Genomic DNA, 25,040 nt, shown 5'->3' with positions numbered 1-25,040 from the left:
CGTTAATAGACTTTCTATGCTAAACATAGTTAAGAACTATCTTTACATTATCATTATACTAAAATTTTCTTATTAATAATAATTATGATTTATCATCACTATTTTCATTTATTTCTTCATATTTATACATTTCATAAAGAATATTTGCGATTTGCGCTTCTCTTAATTTAATGTTTTTTTCAAATAAATTTAATAGTTCATGCTTTAATTTATCATTCTTTTGAGAATATAGTTTTTTCATTTCGTTAGTAAATAGCGGGCTTAATATATCTTTTTCACCATAATATATTTTGTTTGTATCTGGAATTGTGTTGTTTTTTTCATACGATTCGTATTTTTCTCATATAGGTTTATTTTTTGCTGAGATATTATCTGTTTTAGTGAGTAGAATTCCATTTCCGATTGATGATGATAATAATTGATATTTTTTCTCTATTTCATTTTTTGGTTTATTTGCTAAAAAATGTTCATATGTTATTTTTTTATGATTATAGACTGTAATTAGGTCGGAAGTTGATGGACTAATAATTAATTTTTTTCTGTTTGATAAATAAAAATCAATTCTAACTAAGAAATTTATTTTATTTTTGTTCATCATATCTTTTTCGATATTGTTGCTTATTTTTTCTTTAATTGCTGTACAAAAATTCTCGTTTATTATTTTTATGTCTTGATCATTAATAATTATTCCTAACAATTCTTTCCGGAATCTTGATAAAGAGTAGGTTTCATTACTCTTGATTCTCTCAGTAATTTGTCTTAAAGAATCTCCTATTGATTGACCTTTAAAATATCTTGTTTTTCATAACACAATAAATTTTTCGAATTCACATAATCACTTCGAAACCATTTCTATATTTTTATATTCATCTTTTACTAATGTATTTTTTTTAACTATGTCTCATATTTTATATTTGTCTAGTAATTCTCATATAACGGGATAAGTAACATTTATATCTCCCTTATTTGTAATACCATATATTGAACACAATATACTTTCATTGGAAAAAAGTTTGGTTTACAGTCGCTATAAGGATTTTTAATTAAAAAATACTTATTTATATTTTCCTCAAATTTTCTTAAAGCATATTTTATGGTGGATTCTTTAGGTGAATTATTTTTTTCATCATTAATTCATTTATCAAAACATGCTTTTAATTCTTCAAAAACAAACATGTTTAAATCATAATCATTCCTTTTTAAATTTGGAAATCTTTCTGTTTTTTCCCTAAAAAATAAAAGTGATGCAAAATTTTCTATGTATTTTGCATTCAAATCTCCATTCTCTTTATAAAATGGTTTTGTAATTCTTATATATTTATTAATTTCTTCATTCCGATCTATATTGTTATTTTTATCGTTATATATATAGGTATATATTTGATTTTTTAATAAATCTAATGAATTTAAAATTTTTACATTTTTATTTAAATTCTGAAAAATTTTATGACCTTCAAAATCATTTAATATTGTTTGGACAACATATGTATTAAATAAAATATGTTCCAATATTTTTTTAAAATTAATTTTTTCATCATTTGAAAAATCTCTAATTAATTTGCAAATTTCTGTCAATAACTCTGAAATTTTGTTACCTTCAAATTCTATATTATCTTTTCAATCTATAATTTCATAAAAGTTCTTATATGATTCTAATTCATCTGCATTTTCATTAAAAAATATTTCATTAAATTTTTTTGAAGATTCAAATATTTTATTTAATTCAACACAATTAGTTTTATCTTCGATCAATAATTTTGATAATGAAAATATTATTAATCATAATGTAAATATTCTTTGTTGTCCATCAATTATATTTAATGTTGTATAGTAATTATTTTGTTTATAAGTTCGATCTACTGTGTAAATTATATTATTTAAAAAACTATATTTGGTGTTGTTAGCTTTATTGTTTCTAACATCATCTAAAATACTATTTATCATATTAGAAACAGTAATATTATTTCACACATAATTTCTTTGATAAATTGGTATATTAATTTTTTGTTTTGAACTCAATTTGTCTGAATTTAATAATAGATCATAGATATTTATTAATAAACAATTATTGTCATTACTTATATTATTTTTATCTTGTATTTTAGATAGGCAATATTCTTCATAATTATTTGTGTTATTATCATCAATTTTTAAAAATAATATTTTCGAATTATCATAGAATGGTCACTTTAAATACTTGATTAATGTTTTAAAAAGTTCATTATCAATAAATTCAAAAATCTCATTTAATTTAGAAAATTCATTTGAATTTTTTAAAATATCTTTAAATTTTTTTAATATATTATAAAAATAATAATCATCATTCTTTATTTCGCAAATTTTTTTTATTTTTTTAATTATATCCTTATATTCGAATGATTTATTAGTAAGTATCTCTTTTTTTCTTAAATAATCTACAACAAAAGAATTTAAAATTCTATGGCTATAGGTATTAATATAAACATTTTCTTCAATTTCGTCATTTTCTTCATTTATTAAATTTTGCAATTTTTCATTGTGTTTGGTTAATTTATTTTTTAATATTTCCATTAAATACAAAGATAATTCTTTTTCTATTCCTTCTAATTTTTTTTCATAAAAATAAGAACAAAACTTATCTATGAAATTTTTATTTATTTTGTAATAATATGGTGCAATAGAATAAGAATATTCTTCAATAACTTCGAAAAATGTTAAAAAATGTAAAAATTGATCAATTGTACTTTTACCATATGACTTATTGCATTTATAAAAAGGAATATTCTCATAATTTTCAAAATAGCACCTAACTCTATTATTATCATCATTATCATTTTCTTGAAGTTCATAAATAATTTTTGTCTCCTTAAATTTCATTAAATCTAAGTTTTCAAATTTAAGTCAACTAATTATTGCATCAAAATAATTATCAAGACCTGTTCCTATTGTTCAATAATTTATTTTTTTCTTATCATCCATTTTGTTTTCCTTTAAATAATTAATATGTTTTTAAATTTATGGTAAATCTTAATAACAAATAAGTTTTAGTTATAAATACAATCTTTATTTATATTTATTCTCCATATAATCAATGCATTGCTTAATAATTTCTCTTATAAGTTCTTTTGGTATAGAACTTCTTTGTGTATAAGAACCAAATGCCATATGATGGTTATTGCTCTTTTTTCGCTCTAAACTTAGATTTAATTTAATATTCGATTTAAATATGGTTGGTTTTAAACTAAATCTTTTATCATATGCACTATAATACGTTTTATTTTCGTTTCCAACAAAATTTCAATGATTTCTTTGATATTCTCATGTTTTTGATGTTGTCGGATTTTCTATTATTCATACCCTTGGTTTAAAACTATTTATGATAAATATTGTCCCAGCTATTGTGCCCTCCCCTATCAATCTGCCCCTTTCTTTTTGCTCAAAATATCTATGTTTAACAGGGTGGCAAGTCTTATTCATATCATCATAATATTTTTTATTTTTAACTTCTCAAATTCCATCGCTTGAAAAACGCCTTACTATTTTTCCGGCGCAATCAGCGGAGGATCAAGATTCACAAGGTGGGGATGCCAAAATAATGTCTGGTTTTGGTAAATTAGACAATTCTTTTATAAGTGAAAAATTAGTAATGGATAAATCTATTTTGTGATAAAAATAATCACTATTTTCATTAAAATTAATATCATTAATACCAATCGAATGAACCTCAATTTTGTAGCCATCATTAATTTTATTAAAGTATTTTTCTATTCCATTTTTGTATGATGAATTTGCATCATCAAATAAAGCTCAAATAACAATTTTTTTATGTAAAAAATTATGAGAGACTAGTCTCTCTCTCTCTCTCTCTCCTTATTGTTTATGGATGAATTTTCTATTAACATGTTATTAACCTTTATATTTTTAAATTATTATATATGAAAAAATACATTTAAACTTTGCAAGATATATTGAAATGAGTCTAATACACAATTTTGTTATTTATAACAATATAACAAAAATAATTATAAATGATATTCCATTCTTATAGTATTTATGTATTTTAAAAAAATAATGTTATGTAATTAATATAAAATATTAAAAGAAAGTATTCAATGATAACAACAAATAAAAAACAAATTAGAAATTATGAACTACTTGATTCATTTGAGTGTGGGATAGTTTTGACAGGATCTGAAGTTAAATCAATAAGAGCAAATAATATTGATTTAACTAATTCATATTGCACCATTTATAAAGGAGAAATTTTTATTGAAGAGTGTTATATAAAAGAGTATATGTTGGAAAAATCAGATCCAACTCGTCGTAGAAAATTGCTTTTGCACAAATCTGAAATAAAAAAAATAAAATTAAAACAAGATAAATTTAAACTAAGATTAGTTGTTAAATCATTATATTGAAAGAAAAATAAAATAAAAGTTCAGATTTGTCTGGCAAGAGGTCTTAGAAAATATGAAAAAAGAGAAAAAATCAAGCAACAAGAAGTAAATAAAAAAATTAGAGAATATACTATATAATTTTGTTGCTAAATGCATATTGGGGGTGTAATGGCTTCGACATGTATTATGCGGTATACAATGCAGTAGTCTGCAGACTATAAGGCTCTAGGCATCCTAAACGGAAACCAAGAAAAAGAAGAGTTTGAATACTCAAACTTAATGATTGCTAAAAACAATCAACTATCAAATCTTTTATTTGCATACTAAAATAAAAGTCATTTGTTAGAATTCTCGACTAACTAAATGTGTAAGAGATCGCTTTTATCGATGATGGCGTAGATAATAGTTAAATAAGCCTTTGCGGTAAGTAATAATTTGTTCATTTGTATTATTTATTAAGTAAATCTAGATGAAATAAACTGTAGATTTGTAACCTTATTAATATTTGGACCCGGGTTCAACTCCCGGCATCTCCACCAAATCAAATTGACCAATTCCATCTTTTAAAAGATGGTTTTTCTTTTTTATATATAATAATAATATTATGATTAGATATAAAGATTACTATGTAGCATACGATAAAAATAGAAAAAATAATCATTGGGTAATTTATAAGGATAACCCTAATGGTATGGAAGATTTTTTCGCAACATTTAAAGAAAGAACAATTGCGATCGCTTGGCTTTTAGCACAAAATATAGGATGCAGAGTTTTCTTTGAAGATCCTAATGATGGACTAGCTGGAGTGCTTTATAAAAAAGAAAATAGTGAGAAATACTCAGTTAACTTTGTAATAAATTATTCAGATGAAATAAAAAAAGAATTTATTAGTGCAATTGGATTAAATGAAGATAAAACAATAAGTATAAGAAAGCAAAATAAAATTCTTGGTTCAAATATTGTTATGAAGATAAAACAAGAATTAAAAAATTATGATTTAAAAATATTAGACAAGAATTTTGATGGTAAGGTAAAAAAAGATTGTGATATAAGGATAATTGATGGAACTCAAATTTATTATCAAGATTTAAATAATGATAATGAGTTAAGCAATTATAAAACAAAGTCATCTTTTGTGTCTGATGATATTTTATACAACACAACCCCAACAAAAGATGATCAAGTTGACCCAACAAATATTTGTGATATAAATGAAATTCAAAAAATGTATGCGAAAAATCGTAAAACACATAAATATTTTATACCGCTTGTTGCAATTGGAGCGTTGTTTTTGGTGTTTATTATATGTTTGATTATTGGTTTTTGTTAGAAAGGATTAAAATGAAATTTCTTAAATTAATAACCCCATTATTTTTATGCCTTTCATCTCCTCTGGTTTTGGTTTCTTGTGGCGGGGGAGAATTAACAAAGGAACAAAAAGAAGAACAATTTAATGTTGCTGAAAGAGCAATTATTGCTCAACCATTTTTAAATAATGCTACAAATGAATTAAATAAATTGGAACAAGAAATAAACAAATCTATTGATAAATCTAAAACTATTGAAGAAATAAAAAAACAAATAGTTACAAAACTAGAATTATCTAAGTCGGTTAGCTTAGTAATGGGCGAAGCTATGTGATACTATAATAATATTCTTCATAAAGATAACAATTTACCATTAAATGAAGAAAAAAGTAGACTAGAAAAAACTCAAAATGATTTTATTTCTAACGAAATCAAAGAACTTGAAAAAATAGTCTCGAATACAGAGAGTGATGAAACAAAAAAGAAAGAATCTTTAGAATTATACAATTCTAATTTAAAAACCAAGATTGGTATTGAAAAACTTAAAGTTTCTCTTAATAATGCGAATAATTCTATATTACAACTTAACGATATTATTGAAGGTTACAAGAACGAAAAAAATAAGCAATAGCTTATTTTTTCTTATTATCTTTTGCTTTAAGCATACGGTTAAATCTTTCGATTCTACCTGTAGCTTTAGTTTTTGTACGGTCCCCTGTGTAAACTGGGTGGCAACCAGAACACACATCAATAGAAATTTTTGACTTTGAACTACCAAATTCAAATTTTGTATTACATGTTGAACATGATGCAGTGATATTATTATGTTTTGGGTGAATATCTTTTTTCATATCTCTCCTATTTGTTGAAGTACTCAACTATTAATGCTTCATTAATATCTTTGTGCATTTCATTTCTTTCGGGTAATCTATCATATGTAATTTCAAAATTCTTAACAGTTAATCATGGAGCAACGTTTCCATTTTCCATTGCTTGAGTAATTTGGGTAATTTTTCTTGATTTTTCTTTTAATGTAACTACATCTTTTTGTTTTATATGCATTGATGGAATATCTGCTTTCTTACCATTTAGTAAAAAATGACCGTGAACTACTAGTTGTCTAGCTTGTCTTCTTGTTTGCGCCATACCTGATCTAAATACAATTGAATCTAAACGACTTTCAAGCATTTGAAGAAAGTTTGTACCACTAATACCTTGTAATTTACTTGATTTTTCAAATGTTTTTCTAAATTGTTTTTCAGTCATTCCAAAAACAAATTTTAATTTTTGTTTTTCATATAAGTGTAATCCATAATCTGATAACTTAACTCTTTTTTGCCCATGTTGACCTGGGGCATAATTTCTTTTCTTTCCTTTAGCAAATTCTTTATTGCTTTCAAGGATTGAATAACCATAACGTCTTGCTTTTTTAAATACTGGACCAGTATATCTTGACATATTTTTCTCCTTTCGCATAAAAGGGATTAATTCTTTAATAATATTTTAAGTTTAATGATTTCGATTTTCAGCATAATTTACTTTCAACTCTTAACAAACTTAACATTGCTCTTAAATATTAATCTGCTGTATATGCTTTATTATTTTACTAAAAATTTAATATATTTTATTAATTAAATAACTTATTCATTAGTTTTAATAAATTTAATATATATAATATTTATTTATATAGGAGATGGAATCGTGTTTTATTACATTATCATACTATTATTAATTCTTGTTGTAATTGGTATTATTGTTATAGTTTTTTTATTTATTTATGATAATTTATTAAGGAATAAGTGAAAAGAAATTAATCAAAATACAGCCGCGGAAGTGGATGGTATTATTGGCGAAATAGAATCTAAGTCAAATTTTATAATGAGAAATTTTAATAAAAAGATAGATGACGAAATACAAAATTTTATTTTAATTTTTAATGAATTAGTAAAAAAACATAACAAAATTGTTATGGAATTAAATAATTTATTTCATTCATCCGGATTTAAACCCAAACAAAAAAAGAATAAAATTAAAGAATATGAAAAAAATAAAAAAGAATTTATTATATTGCGTAAAAAGTTTATAGGTGTATATGACGAATATTTTAAAAATATTGAATTTATTAATCAATCACTATATAAAAAACGAGAATTGATAAATTCTGTTAAGAAATTCATAAATATTAATAAAAATATATTTCCTAACAAAGTGAATGAATTTAATAATGAAATAAAAAATTTAGTTAATTTAATTTACATGGTCGAAAATAGTAATGAATCACTAAATGAAAAACAAGATTCTATAACTAATATAGCTATTAGAATGGATGAGTTAATTAAGAATATTAATATTTACTATAATCTAGAATTTATAGTTTTTAAGGAATTAATTAAAGACATAGAAAATGTAAAAAATAAATTAAATATAGAATACAAAAATGAACATTTTCACTTTAGTATTCAACAAAAACTATTGGAAAATTCAGAAAAAAGGTTGTTAAAATTACAAAGAAATTTTAAAAAAAATAATTTAATTGACAACATCGATGAATTTAAATTAATTCAAAAAAATATAAATCAAATCAATGAATCAATTATAAGGGATAATTATTTTAAAACTATTATTCCTAAGATAGATATTGATAAAATTTTCTCTGAATTAATAGAAAACTTTAAAATTGTCTTTGATACAAAAGATTTTGGCGAAGAAAACAATAACTCAAAATATGTAGTAAACTTAATTGTTAAAATTAATAATACTATAGATCAATTAAAGAATGAATTAGAACTATTTACATGTTCAAGTTTATTTGATAAATATGTTGAACTAGCTGGAGATTTAAAAGAGGTAATTGTTATTTTAGATGAAATGTACAAAGCTTTAATTTTCAATGAAGATTACTATAATAATATTTTTAAAAATAATGATAATGAAAGTAAAAATATTACTAAAAATGAATTATTAGAGTTAGGTCATAAAATTCGAAATAGGAAATTATATGAATTAGAGATGCTTATTTCAAGATTAAAGGAAGGAATGAAAGATGTACAATAAGATATTAATTCGATATGGCGAATTAGTGTTAAAAAAAAATAACCGAATGTATTTTATAAATGCATTAAAAAGTGATATAGAACATAAGTTAAAAACAAATGTAGAAGTAGAGTATGATAGGATGTTTATCAAATATGAAGAGAAATTTTTAAATGATCTTATGTTTGTTTTTGGTATTACATCTTTTTCTCCAGTAATAGTTTCTAATTTAGATGTGGAAAATGTAAAAAAAATAATTTTAGATTTTTTAAGAAATAAAGATTGCTATAAAACATTCAAAATTTCAGCTAGAAGAAATAATAAAAGTTTTGAAATGAATTCTAATATGATAAATAACTATTTGGGAGAATTTGTTATAAAAAACTTTAATTTAAAAGTTGATGTAAAAAATCCAGATTTAAATATAAATATTGAGGTAAGAAAAAACAACATTTTTGTATTTTTTGAACATATAAAAGGATTGGGGGGCTTGCCTAATGGTACTTCTGGTAAGGTTTTGCATCTTTTATCAGGGGGAATAGATTCTCCGGTTGCTGCATATAATTTAATTAAAAGAGGACTAAAAGTAGATTTTATAAGTTTTGTCACACCTCCCCAAACAGATAAAAAAACAATTGATAAAATGAAAAGAATAATAGAAATTTTAAATAAATATCAAAATAACAGTATTTTTTATCTTGTGAAATATACAAAGATTATGAATTATATTTCATTAATTTCAAAACAAGAATATAAAATCAATTTGATGAGAAGAAGTTTTTATAGAATTGCAACCGAGGTAGCTAATAAAAATAATTATAAAGCATTATCTAATGGCGAAAATATTGGTCAAGTGGCTTCGCAAACAATTGAATCAATTAATGTAATAAGTGAGGTAACGAATTTACCAATTTTTAGGCCAGTTTTAACAAATGATAAAGTTGAAACTATTAAAATAGCAACAAATATAGGAACATATAATATATCAATTGAAAAGGCAAATGAAACATGTGAACTTTTTGCCCCTAAAAACCCCATTATAAAACCAAATTTGTATCAAGCAAAACAACTTGAAAATGAGCTTTCTAATTTATTTGAATTTGAGAATGAAATATTAAAGAATCAAATACAGGTGTTTAAATAAATGCTAGATTATGAAAAAAAATACTGAGATAATAAAATAAATTTTATTTGTGGTACTGATGAAGCGGGCAGGGGGTGTTGTGCAGGACCTCTTGTGTGTGCATGTGTAATTTTTCCAAAAAATTATCAAAATATATTAATAAATGATTCTAAAAAAATATCAAATAATAAAAGAAATAAATTGTTTAATATCATAATAAATGATGCAATCGATTATTCAATAATTTTTATATCATCGAAAGAAGTGGATGAGTTAAATCCTAAAAAAGCAAGTAAATTAGGTATGAAAAGGTGTATAGAAAATCTTAAAATTATTCCCGAAATAGTAATTACGGATTATGAAAACATAGATATAAAAATAAAACAAGACAATTTAATTAAAGGTGATCAAAAAAGTATAACGGTTGCCGCCGCTTCTATTCTAGCGAAAGTTTCGAGAGATAATTATATGATTGATTTGGATAAAAAATATCCTAATTTTATGTTCAAAAAACATAAAGGTTATTGCACAAAAATGCATAATAATGCTATTAAGAAATATGGGATAACACCAGAACATAGAGTATCATACAAAAATATAAAAAGTATATTAATTAAATAATAAATATTATTAATATTTATTTTTGGCAAAAACTGCAAAAATATGTTCCTCTACCATTTATTTTAATTTTAGATATTAGATTTTTACAAATGAAACAAGGTTTGTTATATCTACCATGAACTTTTAGAAAATTTTGAAAATCTCCTATTCTATGATTAAATGATTCAAAACTAGAAATTGTAGCACCTCCATGCTCTTCTGATAAATTCATTATCCTTGAAGACTCATTTAATATATTAATTAATTCATTTTTTGTGATATTACAAGCTTTTCTCGAAGGTAGTATTTTGCAAGCTCACAATGTTTCATTTGCATATATATTTCCAATTCCTGCTATCAACGTTTGGTCAAGAAGTAAGGTCTTTATTTGTGTTTTTTTATTTTTATTTTTTCATATAACAAGTTTGGATCTATTTTTTCTGGTGTTTTTGCTAATTTTGAAATAGGTAATGTATTTAGATAATCATTAGTTTTCCTTAAATGAAAAGTACCAAACATTCTTGAGTCATAATATCTTAATTGCGTGTTGTCGCTAAAATAAAAAATCAAATGACAATGTTTATCTATGTTGTAATTATGTGTTAAAAATCTATACTTCCCTTCCATTCTTAAGTGAGAAATTATTACTTCATTGTTACTTAGTTTGAAAACAATAAATTTACCTATATTGTTTATGTCTATAATTTTAGAATTTTTAACTCTATTTATAAAATCATTTGGCTCAATTTCTTTAATTAATTTATTCTGTAAAATCAATATTTTTTCTATATTTTTGTTTAAAATAACGCTTTTTAAATTTTTTACAACAACTTTTACTGCTGGAAGTTCTGGCATGTATATATTTTATAATAAATATTGTAAAATATAAAAAGGCTTATGGATATAAAAAAGATATTAGGAGAAAGCAAAATCATTTTCTTAGATTTAGATGGGACATTATTTGATTCTAAAAAACAACTAATTTCCCCTAAAAATGGTTTATTTTTAGATAATATGAAAAAAAGCAAAGAAATTATTATATCTACATCAAGAGGATTTGATAATAAAGTTTATAAAGTTGCAAAAAAATATGGTATTAATAAATTAATTTTATATAATGGGGCAAAATTATATGATAATTTTTCACTTATTAAAACTAACTATATAGATATAAAAGTTTTATCAAATTTATTCAAATATTTAACTAATAGAAAAATAATTTTTGTTACATTTGATGAACAATTTACAAATATATATTTATATAGTAAATTACAAATAGTTCTCGCAAGTTTTGTGAGAGGTGTTAATACTAATAGTATTAATAATCTTTCTATCAATAATAAAATTTTTAAAATTTCATTGATTTTAAAAACGCCATTTTTTACTCAACGTTTGGTAGATAATTTACGGATTTTATTTCCTGGTTTAGATATATTTTCATCAACCGGTAATTACGTTGTAGAAATTACATCTAGATTTTGTAATAAGGGTAGTGCGGCCTCTGAATTTTGTGAAATAATGAATGTTGATCCTAGTTATGCAATTCATATAGGGGATTCTATGACTGATGCAACATGTATTAGTATGTTAGGGACAGTTATTGCGATGGGTAATGGTGCAAAAGAATTTAAAAAAAATGCAACATATGTCGGCCCAAGATCTAAAAATGGAGGATTATATAATTTGTTTTATAAAAAATAGACTTAATCATTTTTAAATCTATTTTCAAATTTAATGCTATTAATATTTTCAATTGATGGATCCTTAACTATATATGAACCAACAACAATTAGATCCGCGCCCGCTCTTCATGCATGTTTAGATGTTTCTTTATTTATTCCCCCATCTACTTGAATTAAATAGTGATAATTATTAAGTACTCTTAATCTTTTTAATTCTTTAATTTTATCTATTGCTGTAGGAATAAAATTTTGCCCCCCTTTACCTGGTCACACCGACATAACTAGCACAATATCTAAAAAAGGTAAAAATGGCACTATATCATCGACACTTGTATCCGGATTAATTGCTAAACCGATCGAATAATCATGTAAGTATCTATTTATGAATAATGCTAAATCCAAATCTTTTATTGCTTCATAATGAAATGTTACAGTTGTTACATATGGCGAATATTTATGCACTTCATCTAGCGGATTATTTATCATAAGGTGCGCATCACAAAAATGATTGGGTGTCGCTTTTTTTATTTCCTTTATTTCTTCCAAGGTAATGGCATTATTTGGCACAAATTTGCCATCCATAACATCATAATGAATTCATTTTATATTCTTATTTTTAATTAAATCATTAACAAAGTTTGTTCTTTCTTTAGGTTTCACATCTAAAATGCTGGGGCTAATATGTTTTCAACGCATAACTCTCCTTAAGTAATTTTAAGTAATTTTTGTATCTAAATTCATTTATTTTATTTTCATGTACAAGTTTTTTAATGTAACAATCGTTTTCAGACTCTATGTCATGTAAACAAGAGCGAAATTTACATTTTATAGAATTGTCTTTAAATATTTTAAAACTATTTGCTAATTGAAGAGGAAGTAAATTCAAACTTAAATTAGAAAATCCGGGTGTATCAATAATTTCCATATCATCATATTTATAAAGGGTTACTATTCTAGTGGTATGTTTTCCTCTATTTAGTGATTTTGATATAGTTTGTGTATTTAAGTTTTGGTTAGTAATATTATTAATTAAAGTTGTTTTTCCAACTCCGGATTGTCCCATAAAAACACTAACCTTATTTTTTAATAATTTCTTTATTTTTTCAATGTTTTTCATTGATTTATTTGAAAAATCGAAACACAAATAACCAAGCTTTTTGTATAAATTTTTTCAACTTGATTGTGTGGATAGATCCTTTTTTGTAAAAATAATAATAGGTGTTATATTGGAATACTCGATCATTGCTAAATATGCATCAACAATAAAAGAATTAAAATTAGGTTCCTTGTAACTATAAACAACAATTGCATAATCTATATTTGCAACTTTCGGGCGAATTAATTCATTTTTTCTTTCTAATATATTTTCCACAAAACCATCACTAATATCAACATAATCGCCAACAAGAGGGGTTAAATTATTATTTCGTAATTTACCAGCGCCCCTTAAAGTGTGTATTTTATTATTAAAAAATACTTCATAAAAACCCCCATTAATAGAATGGATTTTCGGTATGTCTAAACTCCTAATTTTCAAATCATGACTCCTATAATTGTAATAAGTATTGCTATTATAAAAATAACTGAACCAGCAATAAATCATAGTGACGTTATTATTGATGTAGCATTTTTCTTAGGTTTTAAATTATTTGGATTTAATAATGTTTCATTTACTCTTTTATCATTCAAACAAGTTTGTAAATCTTTGGCAAATTCTAGCATTGAATTATATCTTGCTCTAGGGTTTTTGGCTGTTGCGCGAAAAATAACATTAACTAATCCATTTGAAGCGGATGGAATTTGTTTTTTTATAAAGGGTATGGGTTGATTTTTTATCTTATTTATTATTTCACTATTATTATTTGTATTAGACTTAAATGGTAACTTTCCAGTTACCATTTCATACAAAAGCAAACCTAAAGAATATATATCGGATTGAATTGATGCAGCTCCGCCGCTAACTAATTCTGGCGCAAGTCACGATGGGCTACCAATAACGTAATTTACTTTTGTAACTCTACTTGAATCTTTTCTTAACGAAATACCTAAATCTATAATTTTTGGATTATTATATTTATCAATCATTATATTTGAGCTTTTTATATCTCTATGAATAATATCATTTCTATGTAATTCGCTAAAACCATGACAAAGTTTTATAGTAATATCTACCGCTTGTCTTTCGGTTATTCTACCCATTTTTTTTATTTTGTCAGACAAAATTGTTCCATCTATAAATTCTACAAGAAGAAACTTTGAGCCATCTCTTAATTTATCTTGATAATCTAGTGATGATTCAATATATTTGCAAACATATGGAGAATTTACAAGTCTATGACTAGACACTTCATTAAAAAAACGCTGAGAAAAAGTAAAATTATCACTACTATTTGTACTATTCTTTATAAGTTTTAAGGCATAAGTTTTTTTATCATTAGAATTTTTCTTTGTAGCTTTATAAACATGAGCCATTCCACCTTTACCAACTTGTTTGCCTACATTATATAAATCTCAGTAATGCATTTATATCTCCGCAATTATTACTGATAAATTATCTAAAGAATTGTTGCGTTTTGCAAGATCAATTAATTCTAATGCTTTTTCATGTAGATTTTTTTGTTTATTTTTAAGAGTTTCTTCAAAGACAGGTAAAGAAACATGATCGTGCACTCCATCTGATGTTAAAACTACAAATTTTGATTCTTTACTTGGTTCAACAATGAATATTTCCATTTGTGTATGTTTTGTTGGTCCTAGTGCTGAAACTAGTCCCTTTGCATTAGGAATTTTTCTTGCCTTACGTAAAGAATAATTAAATTCATGAATATAGTAGTTTTGAAGATTGTGGTCTGTTGTTATTTGTTTTAGATTATTTCCAAAAACATAAGTTCTTGAATCCCCTATATTTATTACATAAATATATTTGGTTTTATGATCAATAATTGCTGCTGTAAGAGTGGTTCCCATATCTTTAAATAATTCATTTTGTTGAGTTTTTAAAACCATTAAATTTTTTGCTTTCTTTACAGTGTTATAAAATCATTCTTGAATATCATTTTGGTTTACTCAGTTTGTATTATAGTTTTCGAATTCTTTCTCAAATGCTAAAACAACAAGACTTGATGCCTCTTTACCCCCATAGTGTCCACCCATTCCATCGCATAAAATAGCAAGTGTGATGTGGTCTTTTGTTCAAATACCTATTTTATCTTGATTTTCATTTCTAACCAAACCAATATCTGATGCATATGAGTGCATTATTTACCTCCATGATTTAAAATAATTTTTTCTATTTCTGATGCTGCTTGTTCAGGTGTGTGATTTATAACATGATATTGAAAAATAACTGATTCTCCAATTTCTTTTTTTGCTTTTTCTAATCTTTGCAAAATAACTTCATTAGTTTCTGTATTTCTGCCCCTAATTCTTCTTTCTAATTCTTTCATATCTGGAGCGTGGAGAAATATAGTTATAAGATCGAAATCACCAGTAGCATTATTTATATTAATAACTTGTTTTGCTCCATTTGTTTCTATTTCCAGGAAAGGAATTAACCCATTGTCGCAAATAGATTTAATTTGTGATTTTAGCGTTCCATAGTAATTTTCAAAGTGTCTACTTCATTCTAAAAATTCATTATTCTTTATTTTTTCTTTAAAGTCATTTTGTGATATAAAAAAATAATGGACTCCATTTATTTCTCTATCTCTGGGACTTCTACTTGTTGCAGAGACTGAAAGTTTAAGTTTTAAATTTTCATTTTTAAACAAAATTGATTCAATTGTTCCTTTACCAACGCCACTAGGTCCACAAAATACTACTACTTTTCTTGTCATAATCTTACATTTAATTATATATTTATAATTTATTATTGTTTATATAATTTAAATTTTTAGCCTTATAATAATGCAATGAGGCTTAGAAATATACCAAATGCGAAATTAATACTAAAAGAGAGTGGTTATCTTATACAAAATTTTCCGATTTCATTAAAACCAAATGATATTATAGAATTAGGTTCCGGAAAAGGTGAAATGATATGCAATATGGCTATAATTAATCCTAATATTATGTTTTATGCTGTAGAAAAATATCATACAGTTGCTTTAAGTATTCTTAAAAAAATAAACAAATTAGGTTTAAATAATGTAAAAATAATATGCGAAGATATTGAAAATATTGATACTTTATTTATGGATAAAGTACAAAAAATATGAATAACATTTAGTGACCCATGACCTAAAAAAAGACATGCTAAAAGAAGGTTAACTCATTTACATTTTTTAGAAAAGTATAAAAAAATATTATTACCTCAAGGAAAAATCTGTTTTAAAACAGATAATGACTTTTTATATGATTACACGCTTGAATCAATAAAAGAATATAATTGTAATATAATATTTTTCACTAAAGATTTACACAATTCAAGCAAAGCAAAAGATAATATTATGACTGAATATGAAAAAAAATGAACATTGTTAAATAAAAACATTAATTATATAGAATTTAGTTTTAATGATAAGGAGAATAATGGAAATTATAAAGGTTAATGATTATAAGGAAATGTCAAAACAAGCAGCTAAAATTTTACTTGATCAAATTGCACTTAAGCCTGATTCAAGTATTTGTTTTGCAACAGGATCTACCCCAATTGGGATGTATGAGGAATTAATTAAAAGTAAAGCGGATTTTTCTCAAATAAAAACTTTTAATTTAGATGAGTATATTGGTTTAGAACAAACGCATCCTAAATCATACTTTTATTTTATGCAGGAAAATTTGTTCAAAAATATTAATGTAAAGCCAGAAAATATAAATTTTCCAATAGGTGTAGGAGATATAGACTCAAACGTAAAAGCATATAATGAGACACTTAAAAAAAATGGCCCTCTAGATTTTGTTATTTTGGGTATTGGTGAAAATGGACATATTGCTTTTAATGAACCAAAATGTTCATTCGAAGATGAAACAAGAGTTGTTAATTTAACGGAAAATACTATTAGTGCAAATTCACGTTTCTTTAAAAATATGGATGAAGTGCCAAAAACAGCGATTTCTATGGGTATAAAATCAATTTTAAACTCTAAAAAAATTATTTTATTAGCATCAGGACAAAAAAAGGCCCAAGCTATTTATGAAACTGTGAAGGGTGAATATACAAATTTATGTCCCGCATCTTCTCTACAACTTCATGGAAATGTAACAATAATTGTGGACAAAGAAGCTGGTTCAAAAATTTAAATAAAAGACCATCAAACACGATCCAAGGCAATATGGCTGCTTTGTTTCCAACCTGACCAGGTTATGCTGTAATCATTTCGATGGCTTTTAAATTATAATATAAAATATTAATATGAAAAAAAATGATTCATTATATTGGGGATGGATATTTTATGTCATTAGCAAAAATATCTGCAATGCGTAGTAAAGATCCAGTAACACAAGTAGGTGCATGTATAGTTAATGAAGACAAAATTATTGTCTCATTAGGATATAATGGTATGCCAAAAGGTAATGACGATGCATTTCCGTGACATAAAGATGAAAATAACAAAATGAATTCCAAATATTCATATGTTGTTCATGCTGAAATTAATGCAATTCTAAATACTAATCAAAATCTTAAAAATTGTACTCTTTATGTTTCGCTATTCCCATGTGACAATTGTGCTAAAACAATTTCGCAAACAGGAATAAAAGAGATTGTATATCAAGAAGATAAATATCATGATAATATCGAGTTTCAAATTTCTAGAAAAATTTTGAAAGAAAGTAATATTGCAACTAGAAAAATAGAAATAGAAACTCATGTAAATGTTAAAGTGGGTGATAAGCAATACCAAAATTAAAATGCTATTTTTAAAATAGCATTTTTTTTAAATCTTCTTCACTAATGATTTTTACATTTAGTTTTACAGCCTTTTCTTGCTTTGAACCGCCGTTTTCTCCTAATAATAAATAACTTGTATTTTTAGAAATAGAAGACACTACCACCCCATTATTTTCCTCAATCAAGTTTTTATAATAATCTCTTGGTTCAGAAAGTGTTCCGCTAATAACGAAAGTTAGACCAGTAAAATTATTTGAAACTTTCATATTTTTTTTATATGTAAGATTATTATCTAAAAATTTAATTAATTCTTTATTTTTTTCAATTTTTATAAAGCGAATTATTTCATTCGCTGTTTTGTCGCCAATATCTTTCATTTTTATAATGTCATCATAATTGTATTTAAATAAATCAGAAAGTTTATCTAAATTGTTTCCTATAGTTTTAGAAGATTGTAAGCCAATAAATTTAATCCCCAATCCATTAAGTGCTTGATATACAAAACAATTAGAACATTTTTTGATATTTTTCAATATATTTTCAATGCTTTTCTTGCCATAACCATGAATTTGTGATATCTCATTTTTGTGTTTTTCAAGATTAAAAATATCTTGTATACTCTTTATAAAACCTAAATTAAAAAATAATTCTATAGCTTTTTCTCCTAATGATTCAATATTCATTGCTTCACGCGAACAAAAATAAATTAAAGATTTAATAATTTTTTCTTTACAATTTTCATTAATGCAATATTGATCTACACTATCATCAATTTTTTCTAAAATTGATAAACAACATGGGCATTTTTTTAATGGTAAAAAATACGATTTGTCTTTAGGATTAACAGGAGCAACTACTCTAGGTATTATTTCTCCAGCTTTTATTACATATACATCATCACCAATATTTATTTTATTATTAACAATGTAATCATAATTGTGTAATGTTGCGGCGGATACAGTTGTTTGATTTAATTCTACTGGTTCTAATATTGCATTATACGTAATCTTTCCTGTTCTGCCAATTGTGGGAATTATATTTATTAAACGTGTTATAACTTTTTCTATTTCATATTTATAAGCAATAGAATGGTGTGGAAACTTTGACGTTGAACCAAGTAAGTTATATATTGTTAAATCATTTAATTTAATTACTAAACCATCGCATTCATAAGAAAAAGTATTTTTTAATAATTTATATTCATCAATTACTTCTTTTATTTTTTTAATATCATCTGTTTTAAAATATCATTCTTGGACTTGAAAATTATTTGATTTTAAAAAAGATGTTAATTTTTCATAGTTATCTATATTGTGTTTTTCAGCATCTACAATATAGTACATAATTGCTTGAAGTCTTCGGTCTTTTATATTGGTTGATTCTAATTGTCTTAAGCTTCCGCTTGCTGCATTTCTGGCATTAGCAAATAGTTTTTGATTATTATTTTTTAGAATATTATTTATATCCTCAAAATCTTTTTTAGAAATAAAAACTTCTCCACGAACTTCTATATCATTTAAATAATTAATTTTTTTAGGGACGCTTTGCATTTCTAAAACATTATGAGTAACATCTTCACCAACAGTTCCATTACCCCTAGTTACCGCCTGAATAAGTATTCCATTTTTGTATTTTAATGAAATTGATAAACCATCAATTTTAGGTTCCATAAAAAATAATGGTTTTAAAATTCCTGTTTTTTTCTTAATGTTATCTATATATTTTTTTACATCATCAAAGCTATACGCCTTATTTAAAGATAACATTTTTTTATCATGGACAACTTTTTTAAAACGCGAATCAACACTGGAACCAATTTTGTTTGTTGGAGAATTGCTTAACTTTAGATCGGGGAATGCATTTTCTAATGCTTCTAATTCTAAAATAGCTTGATCATATTCAAAATCAGATACACTAGGTTTATCTAAATCATAATATTCTTTATTTCATTTATTTATTAATTTAGTTAATTCATGTATTCTTGTTTTGATATTATCGTTTGACATATTAAAAATATTATAGATAAAAAAATATTATTATATATAATAAAGAATATATTTATTTTTATCTTTTATATAACTAATAATTAGGAGCATATATGGCAAATATTAAAATTTCATCTCTCGGTGGTATTGATGAAAATGGTAAAAATTCTTATCTTATTGATATAGAAAATGATTTATTTGTAATTAACACAGGGGCTAAAATACCTGTAAATTCAAAAAACGGCATTGATACAGTTATTCCGGATTATTCATATTTAATAAAAAACAAAAATAGAATCAAAGGTATTTTTATAACTGATACAAAAAATGATTCATTTTCATCATTACCATGACTTTTAATGGAACTTAAAAATGTTGATATATATTCAAGTCCATTTAACTGTTTAATTATAAAAAACAGAATTGAAAAATATAAAATCGGACATAATGAATATAGAATAAATAAAATAACTAAGGCTATTAAAATTGGAAACACTTTAATAAAACCAATACCATTAGCTGGTTCAATGCCTGGTTTAAATGGTTTTGATTTTGAAACTGAAGATGGTCATATTATATTTTTGTTTAATTATGTTTGTGGTGATTTAGGTATTTATGGTGAAACTAATTTAAAAAATATAAAAAAATATATAGGGGCTAAAAAAGTTTTAGCACTAGTTTTAGACTCAGGAAAAGCGAATATTGCTGGGTATGGTGTAGAAAAAATAAAGCTACCATTACAAGTAAGTAAAGTTTTTGAAAAAGCTAAAGATAATCAACGCATAATCGTTGGTGCATATGATGAAGAAATGTATTCAATTTCTGAAATTTTAGATCTTGCAATCAAGTATAATAGACCAGTTATTACTTATGGTAAAACATATGGGCAGTTAATTTATTTAATTTCTAAAATACATAAAAATAATTCTTTCCCTAAATTCATTGATTATAAAGAGGCAAACAAAACAGACAATGCAGTTATATTGGTAACAAGTACAGTTGAGCGTTTATATCAAAGATTTTTAAGGATTTGTGATAAAAAAGACGTTTATTTACGTTTTAAAAAGAGTGACAATATTATTATGTTAGCTCCACCAATTAATGGTATTGAATCATTAGCGGCATTTACGCTTGATGAAGTTGCAAGAATTTGTCCTAAATTAACGGATATACCTGATAATGATTTTAGATTACATAGACCATATGAAAAAGATATTATTGATACAGTTAATATTTTAAATCCTAATTATGTAATTCCGGTTATGGGTTTATATAGATATATGATAGTTGCTCAAAATAAAATAATTGAAAATTCAAAATTAAAACAAAATAATATTTTGATTTCTCAAAATGGCAAAATTCATCATTTTATAAATGGGGTTTTGTCAAGTAGTAAAGGTAAAATTTCTGAAATTGGAGATGCGATTATCGATGGTTTTGGAATAGGGGATGTATCAACAGAAGTTATTAAAGAAAGAGAAATAATTGGACAAAATGGTGTAATTGCAATATCATTATTATTTTCTAATGCGACAAAAAATATAATAGGTGACATAAACATAAATTATTTAGGAGTTATATCTAAATCACAAAAAAAACTAGCTGATGAGTTAATTAAATCAATAATAACTCAAACCCTTAATGAAGAATCATTTGCTAAAATAAAAGATGCTCAAGAAAGAATTAGGAGAGTTGTTCGTAAAAGAATTTTTAAAATTACTGACAAAGAGCCAATGGTTGTAGTTACATTTTATGGGGTATAACAAATCTATATAATATAATTAAATTAATGGGATTATAATGTGAATAAAAAATAACAAGTTTGCAATTTTTATACAAGGGATTTTAAATAGTAAGTTTATAAAAAATAGAATTACTCGTTTTTTATTTTTTTTAATTTTTGGTTGCTTTCTTTTTGTTTCAGCAATAGCTAATAATGTTTATGTTTTGAGTGTATTTCATTCATATACATTCGGAATGGTTTTTGGTTATAGTTCATATATTATTTATTTTATTATGATTGCTTATTCAATTTGATTATTGGTTGAATCAAAAATTTCAATTAAAAAACGTTTTTACTATGAATTTACATCTAGGGTAAAATTTTCAACAATTATTTTGTTTATTTTGTTTGTTTCATTGCTTATTCAATTATGTTTTGATATTTCTGATAGGGGCGTGTGATTTGGGCATGATAATAATTTATTTTTATGTACAAATGAATGGTATTCAAAGTTTTCAAGAACTAATAATGAATGATTTCCAATAAGTAATACACCAGGATTGTTTTGAGCAATATTGTTTGACTTTATTTGTCTTACTGGTTCTAATATAACAGTATTATTTATTATAATTTTTATTCTTATATATTTATTATTAGTTGGTATTTACAAAAAACCTTTTACATTATTATTTAATAAAGATTATAAAGTTTTTAATAAGTGATTGAATAACAAAAAAAATGTAAAAACAATAAAAAATAAAGAAAAAATACAGAAAAAAGAAAAAAATATCATTAAAAATGAAGATGAATATAATGAAGAATATAGTCAAGAAGAATTACAAATAACCAAAGAAATTTTAAAAACTGAAATAGATATAAATGAGAATTTCAAACACGATGAAAAACCGGAAAGAAGTTATACATCAACATTTTCATTTACACAAGAAATTGCAAATGTTCAAGCAAATGATAGTGAATATAGTAAAGAATTTGAATTATTAAATAATCCATTTTGAGAAAAAAATAAAAATTAAGGAATTTATGAAGGTAATGGATAAAAGAAAATTTTCAGAATATGTAGATAAAAATTTAAGAAATGAGATAGAAAAAAATATAAAAGATTTTTATAGTAAGTTATCATGATTTGATAAGATGCTAATGTCAACATGACAATGATTTGTATATATATTAATTGGTTTTATTTTAGGGTTAATAGGGATACTTTGTTATAATTTCGCATCATCATCAAGTTCACTCATGTTTGGTATGTTTTTTTTAACGATTTCCATAATAGGTACGCTTCTTGTGATTATGTTAGCGATTTTGCTAAGAAAGAAAATTTTTAAAAGATTAAGGGAAGCAATTAATGAGAAAGATTTAATTAATAAATGCTTTTGTTCTAACCCTATTGTTGAATTAATTGAAAAAAAGGATAATTATAACCCTAATATGGAAAGCGATTTAGATTTGTATGATTTTGAATTATCAAGATTTGGCATACCGAATTATGCAAGATTAACTGATGAATGAGGCCATTTTATATATAAATTAAATTTTAAATATCCAGATTTTATATCAATGAAAATGTTTAGATACATGTGGGTTGAAAATGTTGGTAAATATTCATACACAAGAGAAGCTATTGTAGGTGTTTTCAAACATGATATAAATAAGAAAAATATAGATATTGAAAACATGATTGATTACACAATGTTTTATGAACGTAAATCAAATATTGATTTAGAATCAAGTGAATTTAATAAAAAAATTAAATTGAATGTTTCTGATGAAATAAAAGCAAGATTAATTTTTACGCCAGCAAAACAAGCAGAAATCTTGGATAAATATAATGAAAAAATTTTAAAGAAAATCACAGTAAGTAAAGACGATAATATAACTAGAATTGTATTTAGACCGATTAATAAACAACATTTGATTATTCAAGGTAAAAATATATCTAATTTAAAAGAATTTATTGAATCAACAATTCTTGATTTAAAAAATGATGTTTATAGTATTTTAGAACTTCTATGTTTCTCTGTTTATAATTCAAATACTGATAAATTGTCATATAAAATTGATTAAAAAAGCATCAAGTGATGCTTTTTATATATCTAAATAATCTTTTAGTATCTTACGTTTTGATGAATTATTTTTTAATTTGCGAATAATTTTGGTTTCTATTTGTCTAATGCGTTCTTTTGTAACATTTTTCTCTTCAGCCAACTCATCAAGAGAGTGAATTCTAAACTTATTACCAAAATCATCTACTCCAACCCCATAACGTTTTTTAATTAATTCTTGTTCATCATAATCAAGTGATTCGGCAAGTAATTCATTAAGAATTTCCCCCAATTCTTTCTTTGAAGAATAATCAAGAGGATTTATTACATTTTCATCTTTAACAAAATCGCTAAAACTTGTATCATTTTCTTTACCAACATTTTTATCTAAGCTTATTGGGTCAATATTTATTTTTCTAATATATTGAACTTTTTCCTCATCAAAATCTTCGCCAATTGAGTCGGCTATTTGTTTATCTGTTGGTTGATATCCTAATTCTTGTTGAAGTTCTCTCTCATGTCTAATTACTTTATTAATTGTTTCTACCATATGTACTGGAACACGAATAGTTCTGGCTTGATCAGCTACTGCCCTAGTAATTGCTTGTCTAATTCATCATGTTGCATATGTAGAAAATTTAAATCCTCTTGTAAAATCATATTTGCTTACAGCTTTTATAATACCAGCATTACCTTCGGAAATTAAATCAATAAATCCCAACCCTCTATTTTTATATTTTTTAGCAATATTAATTACAAGTCTTAAGTTTCTTTTTATAAGCATTTCACGAGCTCTTTTGCCTCGTATACCGCCTTTTTTGATTTGGGAAGCAAGTTTTTTTTCTTCTTCAGCAGTTAATAATTTACCATATTTTCCAATTCAACGCATGTATCATTTTACGATATCATTTGTTTCTGTTAGTTTATTTGTTAGTTTATCATTACTAAATTTTTCTTCATCATCTTCTTCAAGATTTATGTTTTCTCCATCATAATCATCAAAACTAATCATATCGGTGTCTTCGGATTCCAAATTGATCTCATCTGTAGATGGTTCATAATCGTTTGTGTCTTCTATTTCTTCTTCTAAATCATTTTCGCTTATTTCTTTTTCATCTTCTTCAGAATATGATTCAACCATATCTTCTTCAATTAATTTTTGGAAAAAGGTATCTGTATGATCATCATCTAAGTACAATTTGTTTTTATCTAAATAATCAAGAATTTCTTCTTGTAAAAATCTTTTCTTCTTACTAGATTTAAGTGCTTTCTTTAATTCTTTAATAATTGTATTAAATTCATTTTTTGCCATTTTTAC

At 24.3% G+C, this 25,040-nt stretch carries 27 protein-coding genes and 2 other RNA genes; 14 read left to right on the top strand and 15 right to left on the bottom strand.

Features of this window, described 5'->3' with window-relative positions; genetic code table 4:
• Positions 1–82: 82 nt before the first annotated feature.
• From T380_RS0100675 to T380_RS0100665, 3 genes are all read right to left on the bottom strand, one after another.
• Entirely contained in the window at positions 83–991 is a 909-nt protein-coding gene (locus T380_RS0100675; protein ID WP_027334043.1) for a GmrSD restriction endonuclease domain-containing protein, read from the bottom strand.
• Positions 952–2,958, bottom strand: a complete 2,007-nt coding sequence (locus T380_RS0100670; protein WP_027334042.1) for a DUF262 domain-containing protein — start codon at positions 2,956–2,958, stop codon at positions 952–954. Before T380_RS0100670 ends, T380_RS0100675 begins: the two co-directional genes overlap by 40 nt.
• 84 nt (positions 2,959–3,042) lie before the next feature.
• Positions 3,043–3,600, bottom strand: coding sequence for a cytosine methyltransferase (locus tag T380_RS0100665; protein WP_342665509.1), 558 nt, complete (start codon positions 3,598–3,600; stop codon positions 3,043–3,045).
• A 491-nt stretch (positions 3,601–4,091) separates the two neighbouring features.
• On the opposite strand from T380_RS0100665, the gene smpB reads away from it, so the two are divergent.
• The 4 genes from smpB to T380_RS0100650 all read left to right on the top strand — a co-directional run bounded on the left by smpB (position 4,092) and on the right by T380_RS0100650 (position 6,314).
• Complete coding sequence (smpB, locus tag T380_RS0100660; protein WP_036436651.1) at positions 4,092–4,514, top strand: SsrA-binding protein; 423 nt, start codon at positions 4,092–4,094, stop codon at positions 4,512–4,514.
• Between the two features lie 21 nt (positions 4,515–4,535).
• Positions 4,536–4,915: a transfer-messenger RNA gene (ssrA, locus tag T380_RS04290) on the top strand.
• Between the two features lie 65 nt (positions 4,916–4,980).
• On the top strand, positions 4,981–5,706 hold the full coding sequence (locus T380_RS04340; RefSeq protein ID WP_027334039.1) for a hypothetical protein: 726 nt from the start codon (positions 4,981–4,983) through the stop codon (positions 5,704–5,706).
• A gap of 11 nt (positions 5,707–5,717) precedes the next feature.
• On the top strand, positions 5,718–6,314 hold the full coding sequence (locus tag T380_RS0100650) for a hypothetical protein (RefSeq protein WP_027334038.1): 597 nt from the start codon (positions 5,718–5,720) through the stop codon (positions 6,312–6,314).
• A 1-nt stretch (position 6,315) separates the two neighbouring features.
• Here the strand turns inward: T380_RS0100650 and rpmE are convergent, their stop codons facing one another.
• Positions 6,316–6,534, bottom strand: coding sequence for a 50S ribosomal protein L31 (rpmE, locus tag T380_RS0100645; RefSeq protein ID WP_027334037.1), 219 nt, complete (start codon positions 6,532–6,534; stop codon positions 6,316–6,318).
• A 7-nt stretch (positions 6,535–6,541) separates the two neighbouring features.
• A complete protein-coding gene (gene rpsD, locus T380_RS0100640) occupies positions 6,542–7,141 on the bottom strand; it encodes a 30S ribosomal protein S4 (RefSeq protein ID WP_027334036.1) in 600 nt (199 codons plus the stop codon).
• Between the two features lie 243 nt (positions 7,142–7,384).
• Between rpsD and T380_RS0100635 the strand changes: the two genes are divergently transcribed.
• From T380_RS0100635 to T380_RS04335, 3 genes are read left to right on the top strand one after another with little or no spacing between them, the layout of a single operon-like run.
• Entirely contained in the window at positions 7,385–8,737 is a 1,353-nt protein-coding gene (locus T380_RS0100635) for a hypothetical protein (protein WP_027334035.1), read from the top strand.
• A complete protein-coding gene (thiI, locus tag T380_RS0100630; RefSeq protein WP_027334034.1) occupies positions 8,727–9,860 on the top strand; it encodes a tRNA uracil 4-sulfurtransferase ThiI in 1,134 nt (377 codons plus the stop codon). Before T380_RS0100635 ends, thiI begins: the two co-directional genes overlap by 11 nt.
• On the top strand, positions 9,861–10,460 hold the full coding sequence (locus T380_RS04335; RefSeq protein ID WP_027334033.1) for a ribonuclease HII: 600 nt from the start codon (positions 9,861–9,863) through the stop codon (positions 10,458–10,460).
• A gap of 16 nt (positions 10,461–10,476) precedes the next feature.
• On the opposite strand, the gene T380_RS04475 is transcribed toward T380_RS04335, so the two are convergent.
• Positions 10,477–10,800, bottom strand: a complete 324-nt coding sequence (locus T380_RS04475) for a zinc finger domain-containing protein (RefSeq protein ID WP_245594767.1) — start codon at positions 10,798–10,800, stop codon at positions 10,477–10,479.
• A gap of 23 nt (positions 10,801–10,823) precedes the next feature.
• A complete protein-coding gene (locus T380_RS04470) occupies positions 10,824–11,294 on the bottom strand; it encodes a DNA-formamidopyrimidine glycosylase family protein (RefSeq protein WP_245594766.1) in 471 nt (156 codons plus the stop codon).
• A gap of 42 nt (positions 11,295–11,336) precedes the next feature.
• On the opposite strand from T380_RS04470, the gene T380_RS04205 reads away from it, so the two are divergent.
• A complete protein-coding gene (locus T380_RS04205; protein WP_027334032.1) occupies positions 11,337–12,140 on the top strand; it encodes an HAD-IIB family hydrolase in 804 nt (267 codons plus the stop codon).
• A 2-nt stretch (positions 12,141–12,142) separates the two neighbouring features.
• On the opposite strand, the gene T380_RS0100610 is transcribed toward T380_RS04205, so the two are convergent.
• Genes T380_RS0100610 through gmk form a run of 5 tightly spaced genes read right to left on the bottom strand, consistent with a single transcriptional unit; the run spans position 12,143 to position 15,957 of the window.
• Positions 12,143–12,817: a ribulose-phosphate 3-epimerase gene (locus T380_RS0100610; protein ID WP_027334031.1), complete on the bottom strand. Its 675-nt coding sequence runs from the start codon at positions 12,815–12,817 to the stop codon at positions 12,143–12,145.
• A complete protein-coding gene (rsgA, locus tag T380_RS0100605) occupies positions 12,798–13,658 on the bottom strand; it encodes a ribosome small subunit-dependent GTPase A (protein ID WP_245594765.1) in 861 nt (286 codons plus the stop codon). The genes T380_RS0100610 and rsgA overlap by 20 nt, the downstream gene beginning before the upstream one ends.
• Complete coding sequence (locus T380_RS0100600; RefSeq protein ID WP_027334029.1) at positions 13,640–14,644, bottom strand: serine/threonine-protein kinase; 1,005 nt, start codon at positions 14,642–14,644, stop codon at positions 13,640–13,642. Before T380_RS0100600 ends, rsgA begins: the two co-directional genes overlap by 19 nt.
• Positions 14,645–15,379, bottom strand: a complete 735-nt coding sequence (locus T380_RS0100595; protein ID WP_027334028.1) for a PP2C family protein-serine/threonine phosphatase — start codon at positions 15,377–15,379, stop codon at positions 14,645–14,647.
• Entirely contained in the window at positions 15,379–15,957 is a 579-nt protein-coding gene (gmk, locus tag T380_RS0100590; protein ID WP_027334027.1) for a guanylate kinase, read from the bottom strand. Before gmk ends, T380_RS0100595 begins: the two co-directional genes overlap by 1 nt.
• Before the next feature lie 75 nt (positions 15,958–16,032).
• On the opposite strand from gmk, the gene trmB reads away from it, so the two are divergent.
• Positions 16,033–16,671, top strand: coding sequence for a tRNA (guanosine(46)-N7)-methyltransferase TrmB (gene trmB / locus T380_RS03765; protein ID WP_051599926.1), 639 nt, complete (start codon positions 16,033–16,035; stop codon positions 16,669–16,671).
• Entirely contained in the window at positions 16,652–17,362 is a 711-nt protein-coding gene (gene nagB, locus T380_RS0100580; RefSeq protein WP_027334026.1) for a glucosamine-6-phosphate deaminase, read from the top strand. The genes trmB and nagB overlap by 20 nt, the downstream gene beginning before the upstream one ends.
• Here nagB and ffs read toward each other — a convergent pair.
• Positions 17,359–17,454: signal recognition particle sRNA small type (gene ffs / locus T380_RS04285), an RNA gene on the bottom strand. The two genes, nagB and ffs, sit on opposite strands and share 4 nt — an antisense overlap.
• A gap of 30 nt (positions 17,455–17,484) precedes the next feature.
• Here ffs and T380_RS0100575 point away from each other — a divergent pair.
• The gene (locus T380_RS0100575; RefSeq protein WP_036436646.1) at positions 17,485–17,970 is read left to right on the top strand and encodes a deoxycytidylate deaminase; all 486 of its coding nucleotides are present in this window, start codon (positions 17,485–17,487) and stop codon (positions 17,968–17,970) included.
• 10 nt (positions 17,971–17,980) lie between these two features.
• Here the strand turns inward: T380_RS0100575 and ligA are convergent, their stop codons facing one another.
• Positions 17,981–19,957, bottom strand: a complete 1,977-nt coding sequence (gene ligA, locus T380_RS0100570) for an NAD-dependent DNA ligase LigA (RefSeq protein WP_027334024.1) — start codon at positions 19,955–19,957, stop codon at positions 17,981–17,983.
• Positions 19,958–20,049: 92 nt separating this feature from the next.
• Here ligA and T380_RS0100565 point away from each other — a divergent pair, with 92 nt between their 5' ends.
• Genes T380_RS0100565 through T380_RS0100555 form a run of 3 tightly spaced genes read left to right on the top strand, consistent with a single transcriptional unit; the run spans position 20,050 to position 23,744 of the window.
• Entirely contained in the window at positions 20,050–21,699 is a 1,650-nt protein-coding gene (locus tag T380_RS0100565; RefSeq protein ID WP_027334023.1) for a ribonuclease J, read from the top strand.
• A gap of 37 nt (positions 21,700–21,736) precedes the next feature.
• Positions 21,737–22,693, top strand: a complete 957-nt coding sequence (locus tag T380_RS0100560; RefSeq protein WP_027334022.1) for a hypothetical protein — start codon at positions 21,737–21,739, stop codon at positions 22,691–22,693.
• Between the two features lie 16 nt (positions 22,694–22,709).
• Positions 22,710–23,744 (top strand): CrcB family protein, encoded by a 1,035-nt coding sequence (locus T380_RS0100555; RefSeq protein WP_156930183.1) that lies wholly within the window; start codon positions 22,710–22,712, stop codon positions 23,742–23,744.
• 21 nt (positions 23,745–23,765) lie between these two features.
• Here T380_RS0100555 and T380_RS0100550 read toward each other — a convergent pair whose 3' ends face one another.
• Positions 23,766–25,034: an RNA polymerase sigma factor gene (locus T380_RS0100550; RefSeq protein WP_027334020.1), complete on the bottom strand. Its 1,269-nt coding sequence runs from the start codon at positions 25,032–25,034 to the stop codon at positions 23,766–23,768.
• Positions 25,035–25,040: the final 6 nt, after the last annotated feature.

This window comes from Mycoplasma elephantis ATCC 51980, from assembly GCF_000687815.1.
GTDB lineage: Bacteria > Bacillota_I > Bacilli_A > Mycoplasmatales > Metamycoplasmataceae > Mycoplasma_H > Mycoplasma_H elephantis.
Note: the sequence above shows the minus strand (reverse complement) of the source record. Positions and strands in the feature narration are given on the sequence as shown.